Below are 14,240 nucleotides of genomic sequence, written 5' to 3'. Positions count from 1 at the left end.
GAGACATCCGATGCCCAGCTACACCGCCCCGATCAAAGACATGCAATTCGTGCTGCACGACCTGCTGAACGTCGCTGCAGACAGCACACCAGGTTACAGCGATCTGGATGCCGAATTTACCGGTGCTGTACTGGAAGAGGCGGGCAAGGTCGCGTCCGAGGTCCTGTCCCCCTTGAATGTCGTGGGCGACACCGAAGGTTGTGTTCTAGAAAACGGCGTCGTGCGCACGCCCACAGGATTCAAGGAAGCGTTCGAGGAGATCAAGCAAGGCGGCTGGCCCGGCATCGACCTGCCCGAGGAATTTGGCGGCCAGAACATGCCCTACATCATGTACACGGCGGTCGGCGAGACCGCATCAGCCGCCAACCAGGCCTTCACCATGTATCAGGGCCTGACCCACGGTGCGGCCTCGGCCATTCTGGTGCATGGCTCGGACGACCAGAAAGCCACCTACCTGCCCAAGATGACGTCCTGCGAATGGACCGGGACCATGAACCTGACCGAGCCGCATTGTGGCACAGATCTGGGGCTGATGCGTACCAAGGCAGAGCCACAGGGCGATGGCAGCTACAAGCTGACCGGCCAGAAAATCTTCATCTCGTCCGGTGAACATGACATGGCTGACAACATCATCCATCTGGTGTTGGCCAAGATCCCCGGCGGCCCCGAAGGCATCAAGGGTGTTAGCCTCTTCATCGTGCCCAAGTTCATGGTCAACGATGACGGCTCGCTGGGTGCACGCAACGGCGTGTCCTGCGGCGCCATCGAAGAAAAGATGGGCATCCACGGCAACTCGACCTGCGTGATGAACTATGAGGAGGCCACAGGGTATCTGCTGGGCGAAGAACACAAAGGCATGCGCGCCATGTTCACCATGATGAACGAGGCCCGCATCGGCGTCGGCATGCAGGGTCTGGCCCAGGCCGAGGTCGCCTATCAAAACGCGCTGATCTACGCCAAGGACCGCCTGCAGGGCCGTGCCGTGACCGGTGATGAAAACCCTGATGGCCCCGCCGATCCGCTAATCGTGCATCCGGATATCCGCCGCTCGCTGATGGATCAGAAGAGCTTTGTCGAAGGCGGTCGCGCCTTCCTGTTCTGGGGCTCGAAACTGATCGACCAATCACATCGCGGCGGAGATGAGGCGGCTGAGGGTCTGGTGTCGCTTCTGACGCCGGTGATCAAGGGCTTCCTGACCGACCAAGGCTACGACATGACCGTGCTGGCGCAGCAAATCTATGGCGGTCATGGGTATATCGAGGAATGGGGCATGTCGCAGTTCACCCGCGACGCCCGGATTGCAATGATCTACGAAGGCGCCAACGGCGTGCAGGCGCTTGACCTTGTGGGCCGCAAACTGGCCGCCGACGGCGGCAAACCGATCATGGCGTTCTTTGACATGATCAAGAGCTTCATCAAGGAAAACGAAGGGAACGAGGCGCTCAAGGCTGATTTCCTTGACCCTCTGAAAGAGGCGTCCAAACATTTGCAGGCCTCGGGCATGTATTTCATGCAAAACGGCATGAAAAACCCCAATGCGGCCTTGTCCGGTTCGTACGATTTCATGCATCTTTTCGGCCATGTCTGCCTGGGCCTGATGTGGGCACAGATGGCCAAGGCCGCGATGACCGCCCTTGAAGGCGGTGCATCGGACACCAGTTTCTACAAGACCAAGATCGCCACCGGTCGCTACTACATGGCGCGCCGCCTGCCCGCGACGGCAATGCACCTGGCGCGCATCGAAACCGGCGCGGAGACCGTCATGGCATTGGAGGCGGACCAGTTTTAAGCAATGGTGGGGGCAGACCCCACCACGCATCAGAGGACAGATATGCCAAAACGCTTTCGCCTGACCCGCCGTTTCAATGCCGCCATGACCGAAGACGGGTATCGGCGGCTCCGAAAATTCGCCCAAGAGGCAGGGTTGGACGAAGGCGAGGCATTGTCTTTCCTCTTTGAAAATTTTGACAGCGTGATCAACGAAGACACGTTTTCACACCGTTTGCGCATTTTCAATTCTGAGCTGGAAGCGCGAAAGAGATAACAGGGAGGCGCCGAGATGACATCCACCTGGATGACAGACGAGCACCAGATGCTGGCCGACATGACGGCGAAGTTCATCAATGATGAATGGGCGCCGCATTACGAGCGCTGGCGCAAACAGGGCGAGATGGACCGTAACAGCTGGAACCAGGCCGGGGAGTTGGGCCTTCTCTGCCCTTCGATCCCCGTTGAGTACGGCGGCGCGGGTGGAGATTTCGGCCACGAGGCGGTGATCTGCATGGAACAGTCCCGCGCCAACCTGGCCAGCTGGGGCAATCCGATCCATTCCGGTATAGTCGCCCACTACATCCTCGCCTATGGCAGCGAGGAACAGAAAAAACGCTGGCTACCCAAGATGGTCTCGGGCGAGATGGTCGGCGCTTTGGCGATGACCGAACCGGGCGCGGGATCAGACCTGCAGGGCATGAAGACCAAGGCCCTGCGCGACGGCAACGCCTATCGCTTGTCGGGTCAGAAAACCTTCATCACCAACGGACAACACGCCGAGCTAATCGTTGTGGCCGCCAAGACCGACCCCAAGGAAGGGGCCAAGGGCATCTCGCTTGTCGTGGTCGAAACCGAAGGTGCCGAGGGTTTCAGCCGGGGTCGCAATCTTGAAAAAGTTGGCCTGCATGCGGCGGACACCTCCGAGCTTTTCTTTGATAATGTGGAAATCCCGCCGGAAAACATCCTGGGCGGCGAAGAGGGCCGCGGCTTCTACCAGATGATGGAGCAGCTACCGCAGGAACGTCTTATCATCGCTTGTGGTGCGCAGGGTGCGATGGAAGGCGCGGTGGACCGCACCATCGCTTACGTAAACGAGCGCCAGGCCTTTGGTGCGCCACTGACGCAGTTCCAGAATACGCGCTTCAAGCTGGCCGAATGCCTGACCAAAACCAAGGTCGCCCGCGCGTTTCTGGATGAATGCGTTACGGAGCATATGCGCGGCGACCTCAGCGTCGAAAAGGCAGCGATGGCGAAATACTGGATGACCGACACCCAATGCGACGTGCTGGACGAATGTGTACAGCTTCATGGCGGCTACGGCTTCATGCAGGAATATGCGGTCGCGGAAATGTGGGCTGACGCCCGGGTCCAGCGCATCTACGGTGGCACCAACGAGATCATGAAAGAACTGATCTCGCGCGGGTTTTCCGAAACGAAACCCGCATGATGTGTACATCTAAAGGAGCAGGACAATGACGATCAAACTCTATTGCATGGGCGAAAGCGGCAACGCCTACAAGGCCGCACTTGCGCTGGAACTCAGCGGTCTTGAGTGGGAGCCGGTCTATGTCGATTTCTTCGGCGGCGAGACCCGAAGCGAGAACTTCCGCAAGATCAACGTCATGGGAGAGGTGCCGGTGCTGGTCGATGGCGACACGACACTTACACAATCCGGCGTCATGCAGATGTATATCACCGAGAAAACCGGCAAGTTCGGCGGCAAGGACGCCGCTGAGCAGCGCGAAGTCATGCGGTGGGTCTTCTGGGACAACCACAAGCTCAGCTCGCAGGCCGGTATGACCCGGTTCCTGATGAACTTTCTGCCCGAAGACAAACGCCCTATGGAGGTGATCCCCTTCATGCAGGGCCGCCTCAAGGCCGCATACGCCTCGCTCAACACCCATCTCGATGGCCGTGAGTGGATCGTCGGCGACGGCATCACCAATGCCGATATCTCGTGCTGCGGCTATCTGTTTTATCCCGAGCCCTTCGGTTTCGACCGTAAGGACTGGCCCCATATCGACCGGTGGCTTTCGAACATCGAAAACGCCCCCGGCTGGAAACACCCCTATGACCTGATGCCCGGCTCCCCCGCGGACCGGACCTGACAAGGAGAAATCAAATGACCGACGCCTTCATCTATGACGCCGTGCGCACGCCGCGTGGCAAGGGCCGCAAAGACGGCAGCCTGCATGAAGTGACCGCCGTGCGCCTCTCGTCTCAAGTGCTGAACGCGCTCAAAGATCGCAACGGGCTGGATGGCCACGCGGTCGAAGACGTCATCTGGGGCAATGTCACGCAAGTGAAGGAACAGGGCGGCTGCCTGGCGCGGACCGCCGTTCTGGCCTCGGATCTGGACGAGTCGATCCCCGGTCTGGCGATCAACCGCTTCTGCGCCTCCGGCATGGAAGCCGTCAATCTGGCCGCCAACCAGGTCAAAGGTGGCGCGGGCGACGCCTACATCGCCGGTGGCGTCGAAATGATGGGCCGCGTGCCGATGGGCAGCGATGGCGCAGCGATTGCCGTGGACCCCTCCGTCGCGATGGAAACCTATTTCGTGCCGCAAGGCATCAGTGCTGACATCATCGCCACCGAATATGGCTTTACCCGCGATCAGGCGGACCAGTTGGCAATGACCAGCCAGCAGCGCGCCGCCGCAGCGTGGGAAGACAAGCGTTTCGATAAATCGGTCATCACCGTCACGGATCAGAACGGTCTGACCATCCTCGATCATGATGAATACATGCGTCCGGGCACCGACATGCAGTCCCTCGGCGGCCTGAACCCCGCCTTCCAGCAGATGGGCGAGGTGATGCCGGGCTTCGATGCCGTGGCCAAGCTGAAATACCCGCATCTGGAAAAGATCAATCACATCCACCACGCGGGTAACTCGTCGGGCATCGTGGACGGGTCCGCCGGTGTCCTGATCGGCAATGCAGAGTTCGGCAAGAAATACGGGCTGAAACCCCGCGCCCGCATCCGCCAGACCTGCAAGATCGGCACCGATCCCACGATCATGCTTACCGGCCCCGTGCCCGCCACACAAAAGATCCTCGCGGATTCGGGCATGAAGATCAGCGATATCGACCTTTTCGAAGTCAACGAAGCCTTCGCCTCGGTCGTGCTGCGCTTCCAGCAGGCTTTCGATGTCGATCCCGAACTGGTCAACGTCAATGGCGGTTCAATCGCGATGGGTCACCCGCTGGGTGCCACCGGTGCGATCATCATCGGCACCCTGCTGGATGAGCTGGAGCGCAGCGATAAAGAAACCGGCCTTGCCACGCTGTGTATCGCGTCGGGCATGGGCGCCGCCACAATCATCGAGCGGGTCTGAGCATGCCGGTCATCGATCAATCCAAAATCGAGCCGCGCACCGGCTCGATCTACCCCGCGCCCTATGATTCCGAGATGGCGGGGCGGTCCTCGCTGCGCCTTGGCGATGCGGGCGGCCTGTCGCAGTTCGGTGCGAACCTTGTGATGCTGGAACCCGGCGCGAAATCCTCGCTCCGGCATTGGCATCAAAACGAGGATGAATTCGTGATGGTCACCCAAGGCACCTGCACTCTGATTGACGATACCGGCAAGACGGACATGCACCCCGGTGACTGCGCAGCGTTTCCGGCGAATGACGCCAACGGGCATCATTTCGTCAATCAGACAGACAGTCCGGTTGCCTTCCTGGTGATTGGCACGCGTGGCTCAAGCGAGGTCGCCACCTATTCAGACGTCGACCTGATGGTCGCCATCAAGAACGGCAGCGCCACCTTCACCCACAAGGATGGCAGCCCCTTCGAAGCACCCGAAACGGGAGAGAACACATGACTGATTTTACAATGAAAACCGACGCCGATGGCGTGGCCATCATCACCTGGGACACGGTCGGCAAGTCCATGAATGTGATGAACCAGCAGGGGTTTCTGGACCTGGACGCGCTGATTGACGAGGCGCTGGCCGACGATGCGATCAAGGGCATCATCCTGACCTCGGGCAAGGAAGGCTCCTTCGCGGGCGGCATGGACCTCAATATCATCGCCAAGATGAAGGAAAGCGCCGGCGACAACCCCGCCAAGGGGCTTTTTGACGGGCTGATGCAGACCCACGGCATGCTGCGCAAGATCGAACGCGGCGGCATGGACGATAAGAACAAGGGCGGCAAGCCGATCGCCTGCTGCCTGCCCGGCACCGCCCTTGGCATCGGCCTGGAAATCCCGCTGGCCTGCCACCGCATCTTTGCCGCCGACAATCCCAAGGCCAAAATCGGCCTGCCGGAAATCATGGTCGGCATCTTCCCCGGCATGGGCGGCACCGCACGCCTGACCCGCAAGCTGGGCGCGATGGGCGCGTCGCCCTTCCTGCTTGAAGGCAAGCTGAGCGACCCGAAGAAAGCCAAATCCGGCGGACTTATTGATGAGGTCGTCCCCGCCGCCGAACTGATCGAAAAAGCCCGCGAATGGATTCTGTCAGAGCCGAAATTCGTCAAACCCTGGGACGAGAAGGGCTATAAAATCCCCGGCGGTGAACCCTATCATCCCGCCGGCTTCATGACCTTCGTCGGCGCCTCGGCCATGGTCAACGGCAAGACCCAAGGCGCGTTCCCCGCCGCCAAGGCGCTTCTATCAGCTGTCTATGAAGGGGCGCAGGTACCCTTCGATACCGCGCTGAAAATCGAGGCGCGCTGGTTCACCAACGTGCTAATGAACCCCAGCTCTGCGGCGATGATCCGTTCGCTTTTCATCAATAAGGAAGCACTGGAAAAAGGCGCCAACCGCCCCGAGGCTCCCGATCAGACCGTCAAAAAGGTCGGTGTCATGGGCGCGGGCATGATGGGGGCGGGCATTTCGCTCGTCTCGGCCATGGCGGGCATCGAAGTGGTGCTGATCGACCAGAAACAAGAGGCCGCAGATCGCGGCAAGGACTATACCGCCACCTATCTGGACAAGGGCATCAAACGCGGCAAGGCGACAGAAGAGAAGAAAGAGAAGGTTCTTTCCCTTATCACCGCCACCACCGACTATGACGCGCTCAAGGGCTGCGACCTGATCATCGAAGCCGTGTTCGAAGATCCACGGATCAAGGCCGAGGTCACCAGGGCGGTCGAGGCCGTCACCGGTGAGGATTGCATCTTTGCCACCAACACCTCGACCCTGCCGATCAGCGAATTGGCCAAGGCGTCGACCCGGCCGGAGAAATTCATCGGTATTCATTTCTTTTCGCCGGTCGAAAAGATGCTGCTGGTCGAGATTATCAAGGGCCAGCAGACCGGCCCGGTCGCCGTTGCCAAGGCGCTGGATTACGTCCGCCAGATCAGGAAGACGCCGATCGTGGTCAACGATGCGCGCTTCTTCTATGCCAACCGCTGCATCATCCCCTACATCAACGAAGGCATCCGCATGGTCGCCGAAGGTGTCGCGCCCTCGCTGATCGACAATGCCGCGCGTCAGCTGGGCTTCCCCGTAGGGCCGCTGCAACTGGTCGATGAAACCTCTATTGATCTGGGCGCCAAGATCGCCCGCGCCACCCGCGCCGCCATGGGCAACGATTATCCGGACGAGGCCGTGGACGAGGTGATCTTCTGGATGGAAAAGGAAGGCCGCTTGGGCCGCAAATCCAACGCTGGTTTCTTCGACTACGATGAGAAAGGCAAGCGGCAGGGCTATTGGGAAGGTCTCGCGGCGCAATACTCCCGCGCCGACGACCAGCCCGATCTGATCACCGTGCAGCATCGCCTGATGTTCGCGCAGGTTCTGGAAGCGGTGCGCGCGCTGGAAGAACACGTGCTGGAAGACATCCGCGAAGGCGACGTCGGCGCGATCCTGGGCTGGGGTTTCGCGCCCTGGTCCGGCGGGCCGTTCAGTTGGCTCGACATCATCGGCACGCCCTATGCGGCCGAACGCTGCAACCAGCTGACCAATGAGTTCGGTGCGCGTTTCACCACACCCGACCTGCTGCGCGACATGGCCAAAAAGAACCAAAGCTTCTATGGCCGCTTCGGACAGCAAGCCGACGCAGCCTGATCCGGCCAAGGGACAAGTGTCGCAAGGCTCGCGTGATATCTGATCGCCCGATTACATCGGGCGATCAACTCAAGGGCTTATTTCAGAGGGAAGTAGAGTGGTGCGTTGCAGCCTGTCAGTGCGCTTCAAGCTGCAACGCGGGTCCAGTCATCCAGGCAACGGGGCCGGGACTCAAATACTGGTAGGGATGATTGGCAACACGAGGCAAGGGTAATTCCTGCACTCAGAACTCGCTACGGTTAAGCACTTAATGTGCGCACAGTTTCCACCACTCACACTGTATTTATAATGTCGTTGATTTCGCCGCGGCCGTAAATTCGTGTATTTGCCTAGGTAGATTTACCTACGTCCGCACTTATGGTTTCGAAAAGAGATTTGCGCTCAACGCAAGATCGACCAATTCAGCAACGGAATGGATATTCATCTTCTCAAGGATGCGCGCCCGGTGATGATCGACCGTGCGCGGGCTGATGCCAAGATGGCGCGCCACATCCTTGCTGGAGCTATTTGACGGGTTCGACACCAGAAACTCCGCAATCTCGCGCTCCCGCTCGGTCAATTTTTCGAACTGTGCCTTTATGGCCCGCGATTTGTCGCCTTCGCTACGCGCCTGTGCATCGAGTTTCAGCGCCTTGTCGATCCACTCGATCAGAACATCCTGTCGGAAAGGCTTTTCCAGGAAGTCCAGCGCGCCAAACTTCATCGCCTCTACCGCCTCGGGTACGCCACCGTGCCCGGTAATGAAAATGATCGGAATGGTATGCCCGCGCTGGACAAGAACCCGCTGTAGCGCCAGTCCGGACATTCCCGGCAATCCGTAATCCAGCAGCAGGCAGCCTGGCTGCTCACTATCATAGCTTTCCAGAAAGGCCTTGGCCGAGGCAAACACCTGGGTGCTATAGCCGCGCGTACGCAACGCCCTAGACAGAGACGTGCGGATGTCATCGTCATCATCCACGATAAAAATGACAGGATCAGGTACCGGGTTCATTTTGCTCAAATGTATCAGACCTTGGTGCTAACGCCGGCAGGGTAAAGCAGAATCGTGACTGTCCGTTCTCGTCCCGCTCATACCATATTTTTCCACGATGCGACTCTACTATGGTGCGACAAATTGAAAGGCCAAGACCCATCCCTTCTTTCTTTGTGGTCTTGAACTGCTCGAACGGATCGACATCCTGCGTAATTCCGGGGCCACTATCCGTCACCGATATCATCATGCCCTCATCAGTATTGCTGGTCTTCACGGTGATCAGTCTTTCGCTTGCATCGCTGCGGGCAATCGCGTCGATCGCGTTGCGTATCAGGTTCACCAGAACCTGAGCGATCTGCACCCGCGAGCCATAGATCGGTTCCAGTTCGCCAGTCGTTGTCCTGATGGCGACCTTGTTTTCGTTGGCTTCCGAGCGCAGCAGATGCAGGGTCTGCGCCAGCAGCTCGGCGAAATCGAACTCGGATTTCTCAGCTCCCTCCTTTTTTACAAAGCCGCGCAGCGCCTTGATAATATCTCCCGCGCGGTGTGCATGACGGTCGGTCTCTTGCAGGATGTCACCGAATTCAGCACTGTCACCGGATTTTTCCTTCAGCAGATAAAGCGCTGTATCCATGTTTTGCGAGATCGCCAGTAACGGCTGATTCAATTCATGCGCCAGGCCGGTCGCCATCTGCCCCATCAAGTTCACACGCGAAGAATGGGTGAGGTCGAGGTTCAGTTGCTGAATTTTACGGTCGGCCGCCTTGCGCTCGGTGATATCGTCAATCGTGACCACCGCATGAATCGAGACATCGGCATCGTCGCGAATGACGATAACATTCTCGCTGACCCAAAGCGCTTCGCCATCTTTGCGCAAATACCGCTTTTCATGGAAATATTCCGAACCGCCATTGCTGCCATCTTTGAAAAACACCGCTGCGACGGGATCGTCGGGATGCGATATATCATGCACGGTCAGCGTCAAAATCTCGTCATCGCCATAGCCCAGCATATCGGCAAACTTGGCGTTCACCCGAAGGAACCGGCCTGTTCGCGCCTGGATTTGCGCCATCCCGCGCGACGCCAGATCGAAGGTACGGCCATATTCGGTTTCGGACTGTTTTCGCTCGGCAATGGCCTGCACCAGTGTTTCATTGGCGCGCTCCAGTTCCTTATAGGTGTTGGGGAGCGGATCGGAGGCCGAAACCTCGCCCTGTGACACAAGAGAGGCGCGGACAGCAAAAGCACGTACCGGCTTGTGAATGTAGTTCGCCAACAACAGGCCGAAAATACCGGACGCGACCGCAATCGCAACAGCGATCCAGACGTTCTGGGTTCTGTTATCCGTGATCTCGCCGGTAAAATCCGACTCGGGGGCATAGACAGCGATCGTCCACGGAAGCTCTTCACTAATCATGGGCATCACGGTCGATACGTAAGTGGACCCGCCAATTTTGAACCTGGAGGTCTTTTCGGATTCGACGGACACACCCGTTCCCGCCGCCAGACCCGCAAAGGCGGCATTCGCCACCGGGTCTTCGATCTCTCGGATATTGACGAAACGAAACGTGCCGTCCTGGTTTTCCTTGCGGATCAAATCCTGATCGGGATGGGCAATCACATCGCCGTTTCGGTTCAGTATCAGCGCAGAGCCGCTGTCGCCGACATTGAGACGTGACAGAAACTGCGAAATCGCCTCGATCCCGATATCGACGCCCACGACACCGCGCAAACCACCCTCACGCCTGAACACGGGCGAGGCGGCGGTAATACCAGGCGTCTGCGAGGTGAAAAAGATGTAGGGATCTGTCCAGATGCTTGTAAGCCGGGTCTTTGCGGATTTGTACCACGGGCGCACGCGGGGGTCGTAGGTATCAGCCGGGTCAGATCTTTGTTCGATAATCGCATATCTGTCGTCACGCCATATGAGTTCGGTTTCGCGCGCCTCACCGTCCTGCCGCACGATCTTGCTACGAAACGGACCCGGGCCATCGCTTCGCATGACATAAACGAAATTTCCTGCTTCATCGCCGTAGAAAACGCCTGCAAACTGCGGTGAAATTTGCAACTGCTGGAACAGCAGTTTTTCGAGCTGTTGGAAATCATCACTGGCAATGACCTGGTTTTCGGCAAGCCGCGTTGCCAGTTCGGCGGCACCCTTTGCGGGTTTCAAAAACCCTTTGGAATGCTCGATCGTATTCGTCCCGACATCACTCAACAGCTCTCGCGCATGTTCCAGCAGAACTTTTTCCGATGTCAAAAATGACGAGAAAACCACGATGGTGATCGCAACAAACTGCAAGCCAGCCAGGCAAAGCGCCAGGATCATTCCAAGTGATAACTTCATCACCCAGTACATTCTCTCAAATTGCCGCAAATGTTAAGGCTATAACAAACGTGTCGCCGCATATCAGGCGGCTACAAGGCTTCCCGATACATGTCGGCAAGGCAGCACAAATGAAGCGCTCATTGTTTGCCGGTGGCTCAGAAGCAAGATTACCGAGCCATAGGTGCCAATATCGAAACCGTTGGGCGGCAATTTCGAAACAATTCGGCAAGAACGGGTAGCTCTTACAAGTATATGATAACAGTGCAATATTTTGTGAACGCATAGCAGCCACATAGGCCACGTTGACGTGCAGACTCGGGTTGTGTCGCGTTAATCTTTTCAGTAGTGCGCTAAACCAACACGTTTAGAACAACTTTGGCGAGTAACATATGCTTATCTCAGGCGAAAAATGGGGCAACCCGACACTTGGTACGGCCGGCGGCGTCGTCACATGGAGCATCGCAGGTTCTTTTCAAAACCTGAGTGCATTTGGGCTTACTTCACGGTCAACCCGGGGCCCGTCAGACGCGGAAGACATGTTGCGCGACGCGTTCGATACCTGGTCGATGCACGCCAATATTGATTTCGTCCAGGTCGACGACGATGACGCCCAGGTCGGCTCGAACCAGATCGATAATCACATTCGCATTCACTTCGGTTCGATCCCGGGAAGCACGATCGGATTGGCGGCATTGCCGTTCCGCTCGATCGGCGATTTGGCCGGCGATATTGTGTTTGACGATATCTTTTCGACCTTTGCGAGGGATTCTCAGGTCAACGGTCTGTTTTTGCACGAGATTGGCCACGCTATTGGCCTGGAGCACGCCAGTACAACCGACGTGTCGGTCATGACGCCTATTCTGACCTACACAGGCCTACAGACCCTGGACATCACCAGCATTCAGCAGATTTACGGTGTTCAGGACAATGCGCCCGTGACCTATACGATGGGTACGGATTTTGTTGAAAGAAACCTGACCGTTCTCGACACGCCAGACGCGTTCACAATTGACGGGTCGTCCTGGGGCAACCGCATCGAAACGAAGGGCGGCGACCAGACACTGAACGGATTGGCGGGCAATGATACACTTATCGCCGGATCCGGAGATGACAGTCTCTATGGTGGCACTGGCAGTGATCAGCTGCACGGCGACAGCGGAAATGACTTTCTGTCCGGCGAGGATGACAACGATACGCTCAATGGTGGCCTAGGAAATGACACGCTACAGGGCGATGCCGGTGACGATCACCTGGATGGCGGCAGTAACGACGACAGTCTCTTGGGAGGAGACGGTGACGACACGCTGATATCCGGCGCGGGTAATGATACGTTGGAGGGCGGCATCGGCGATGACTGGCTTTATGCCAGCAACGGTGCGAACCTGCTGATCGGCGGCGCGGGTGTTGACCGCTATTTCCTCAAGGCAAATTCCTATCAGATCAACGGGGTGCTCGATACCATCGAGGGTTTTGACCCAAATCTCGAATTTGTCGATATCAGCGACATGGTTCGGGTGCGCAACCTGCAAAATTCTGATTCACTCTATTTCAGCGATCTCGTCTTAACGCAAAATGCCAATGGCGTGCTTGTGGAATTCGATGGGCAGGCGATTTTCTTCAAGAATGCCGCCGGTCAGTCGCTGAGCGTCAGCGATTTCACCCAGAACAATTTTCAGCTGCGGGAATTTAGTGCTATCGATCTGAGCGCATCTTCGAACAAGTTTTTCGGCGCGTTCAGGGCCGATCGGATCGATGGAAAGCAGGGCAACGACTCGCTGTCCGGCGGCTATGGTGAGGACACGCTGCTGGGGGGTACTGGGCGGGATTTTCTGCGCGGCGGTAGTCAGGATGACGTTATTGACGGCCAAGAAAGCCATGACCGCCTTTACGGCGATGGCGGTGATGACAGCGTTGTCGGTGGTAGCGGCAACGATCTTGTGTCCGGTCGCAGTTCAATTTCTACGTTCGGCCAGCAGGACGGCACCGACACGCTGGAGGGCGGCGCCGGGCTGGACACGCTTTTCGGCGGCACCGGCAATGACATTCTTGACGGCGGCGCAGACAATGACCGGCTCTATGGCGAGCGCGGCGATGACAGCGCCGTGGGCGGTGAAGGTGATGACCGTCTCTTTGGTTACGGCGCCAAGTTCAAGGCATCGGTTGCGGATGGCAACGATACGCTGGAAGGCGGCGCAGGTGCAGACAAGCTTTTTGGCGGCACCGGTGATGACAATCTGGATGGTGGCACCGGCAACGACATTCTTTATGGCGAACGCGGAAACGACAGCGGCACCGGTGGCGATGGCAGAGACATTCTTTATGGCTATGGCACAAAGTTCAGTGCGACGGTTGCTGATGGTAATGACACGCTGGATGGTGGCACGGGATCGGACAAGATCTATGGCGGCACCGGTGATGACAATCTGATCGGCGGGCTGGGCAACGACAGCCTTTTCGGACAGAATGGCACAGACACGCTGGAAGGTGGCATCAACAACGACAACCTGTTCGGCGGGTCGGGTGATGACAGCTTGGATGGCGGCACCGGTAACGACAGCCTCTACGGCCAGACAGGCCATGACAGTTTGCTGGGCGGCGATGGCGATGATTTCCTTTCCGGCTATGGCAGGAAATTCAAGTCAACGGTGCAGGATGGCAATGATACGCTGGAAGGTGGCGCGGGCGCGGACACCCTGAAGGGTGGAACCGGTGATGACAGCCTCAATGGCGGCGCTGACAGTGACCGTCTGAGCGGCCAACACGGCAACGATATGCTATTGGGCGATCTGGGGAACGATCTACTAAATGGTGGACGGGGACAGGATACGCTTGACGGTGGCAGCGGGAATGACACGCTGACGGGCTCCAAAAGTGCTGACGTGTTCATCTTTGCAGACGGGCACGGCACCGATGTTGTCACCGACTTTTCGGCGACCAGCGACCTTGAAAAACTGGATCTGAGCGGGATCACCGGGATCGTCGATATCGATGATATTCTCGGCGTCGGCGGAGCGGCCCAGAAGCAGGGTCGCCATGTGCTGATCGATACCGGGAGCGGCGATTCCATCCTGTTGCAGAATGTGCGGTTGTCAGATCTCGACGATTCGGACTTCATCTTCTAGCAACAGGTATCTGTTGTGCCGGGCCGGGCTGC

The 14,240-nt window shown here is 57.9% G+C and carries 10 protein-coding genes; 8 read left to right on the top strand and 2 right to left on the bottom strand.

The window, feature by feature from the left end; all coding sequences use genetic code 11:
• Positions 1-10: 10 nt before the first annotated feature.
• The 7 genes from LC334_RS11595 to LC334_RS11565 are packed head-to-tail and all read left to right on the top strand — an operon-like array spanning position 11 to position 7,784.
• Positions 11-1,789 (top strand): acyl-CoA dehydrogenase C-terminal domain-containing protein, encoded by a 1,779-nt coding sequence (locus LC334_RS11595; RefSeq protein WP_085800705.1) that lies wholly within the window; start codon positions 11-13, stop codon positions 1,787-1,789.
• A 42-nt stretch (positions 1,790-1,831) separates the two neighbouring features.
• A complete protein-coding gene (locus LC334_RS11590) occupies positions 1,832-2,044 on the top strand; it encodes a hypothetical protein (protein ID WP_085800778.1) in 213 nt (70 codons plus the stop codon).
• 15 nt (positions 2,045-2,059) lie between these two features.
• Positions 2,060-3,217: an acyl-CoA dehydrogenase family protein gene (locus LC334_RS11585; protein WP_085800704.1), complete on the top strand. Its 1,158-nt coding sequence runs from the start codon at positions 2,060-2,062 to the stop codon at positions 3,215-3,217.
• A 25-nt stretch (positions 3,218-3,242) separates the two neighbouring features.
• The gene (locus tag LC334_RS11580; RefSeq protein WP_085800703.1) at positions 3,243-3,878 is read left to right on the top strand and encodes a glutathione S-transferase family protein; all 636 of its coding nucleotides are present in this window, start codon (positions 3,243-3,245) and stop codon (positions 3,876-3,878) included.
• Between the two features lie 14 nt (positions 3,879-3,892).
• Positions 3,893-5,104 (top strand): acetyl-CoA C-acetyltransferase, encoded by a 1,212-nt coding sequence (locus tag LC334_RS11575; protein ID WP_085800702.1) that lies wholly within the window; start codon positions 3,893-3,895, stop codon positions 5,102-5,104.
• Positions 5,105-5,106: 2 nt separating this feature from the next.
• A complete protein-coding gene (locus tag LC334_RS11570) occupies positions 5,107-5,592 on the top strand; it encodes a cupin domain-containing protein (protein WP_085800701.1) in 486 nt (161 codons plus the stop codon).
• Positions 5,589-7,784: a 3-hydroxyacyl-CoA dehydrogenase NAD-binding domain-containing protein gene (locus LC334_RS11565; RefSeq protein ID WP_085800700.1), complete on the top strand. Its 2,196-nt coding sequence runs from the start codon at positions 5,589-5,591 to the stop codon at positions 7,782-7,784. Before LC334_RS11570 ends, LC334_RS11565 begins: the two co-directional genes overlap by 4 nt.
• Positions 7,785-8,139: 355 nt before the next feature.
• On the opposite strand, the gene LC334_RS11560 is transcribed toward LC334_RS11565, so the two are convergent.
• Both LC334_RS11560 and LC334_RS11555 read right to left on the bottom strand, forming a co-directional pair.
• Positions 8,140-8,775, bottom strand: coding sequence for a response regulator transcription factor (locus LC334_RS11560; RefSeq protein ID WP_085800699.1), 636 nt, complete (start codon positions 8,773-8,775; stop codon positions 8,140-8,142).
• The gene (locus LC334_RS11555) at positions 8,759-11,104 is read right to left on the bottom strand and encodes a sensor histidine kinase (RefSeq protein ID WP_085800777.1); all 2,346 of its coding nucleotides are present in this window, start codon (positions 11,102-11,104) and stop codon (positions 8,759-8,761) included. The genes LC334_RS11560 and LC334_RS11555 overlap by 17 nt, the downstream gene beginning before the upstream one ends.
• 371 nt (positions 11,105-11,475) lie before the next feature.
• Here LC334_RS11555 and LC334_RS11550 point away from each other — a divergent pair, with 371 nt between their 5' ends.
• Positions 11,476-14,208: a matrixin family metalloprotease gene (locus tag LC334_RS11550; RefSeq protein WP_085800698.1), complete on the top strand. Its 2,733-nt coding sequence runs from the start codon at positions 11,476-11,478 to the stop codon at positions 14,206-14,208.
• The last annotated feature ends 32 nt before the right edge of the window (positions 14,209-14,240 follow it).

Source organism: Roseovarius aestuarii (assembly GCF_019966515.1).
Lineage (GTDB): Bacteria > Pseudomonadota > Alphaproteobacteria > Rhodobacterales > Rhodobacteraceae > Roseovarius > Roseovarius aestuarii.
Note: the sequence above shows the minus strand (reverse complement) of the source record. Positions and strands in the feature narration are given on the sequence as shown.